Genomic DNA, 404 nt, shown 5'->3' with positions numbered 1-404 from the left:
CGGTAGTACGATCGCTTGTCAGCGCGCGCATTGCGCAAAGGTGCCTGTGTGAGTTTTGTGTGGATATCACCAGTATGAAAGTCGCCGAGCGCACCGGCAGCAGCGATAAACTGCTGGCAGTGGCTGACTGGCGGCAAAGCCCGCTCTTTAGCGATGAAGAACGGCTGGCGCTGGAGTACGCCGAAGCCGCAAGCGTAACGCCGCCAACGGTCGATGATGCCCTGCGTACCCGACTGGCTGCGCATTTTGACGCTCAGGCGCTCACCGAACTGACGGCATTGATCGGCCTGCAAAATCTGTCAGCCCGTTTTAATTCTGCCATGGACATTCCCGCTCAGGGGCTGTGCCGTATTCCTGAAAAACGTTCTTAAGGAGAGATGATGCGCCATTGTGGGTGGTTGCTG

1 protein-coding gene is annotated in these 404 nt (G+C 57.4%); it reads left to right on the top strand.

Going from position 1 to position 404, the window contains the following annotated elements; all coding sequences use genetic code 11:
* The coding region (locus JNB61_RS19895) for a carboxymuconolactone decarboxylase family protein (protein WP_220340735.1) at positions 1-371 on the top strand (371 nt) is incomplete at its 5' end.
* Positions 372-404 lie beyond the last annotated feature (33 nt).

The sequence above is a fragment of the Microbacterium ureisolvens genome, assembly GCF_019511645.1.
Taxonomy (GTDB): Bacteria; Actinomycetota; Actinomycetes; order Actinomycetales; family Microbacteriaceae; genus Microbacterium; species Microbacterium ureisolvens_A.
This window is presented reverse-complemented; position numbering and strand designations above follow the sequence as displayed.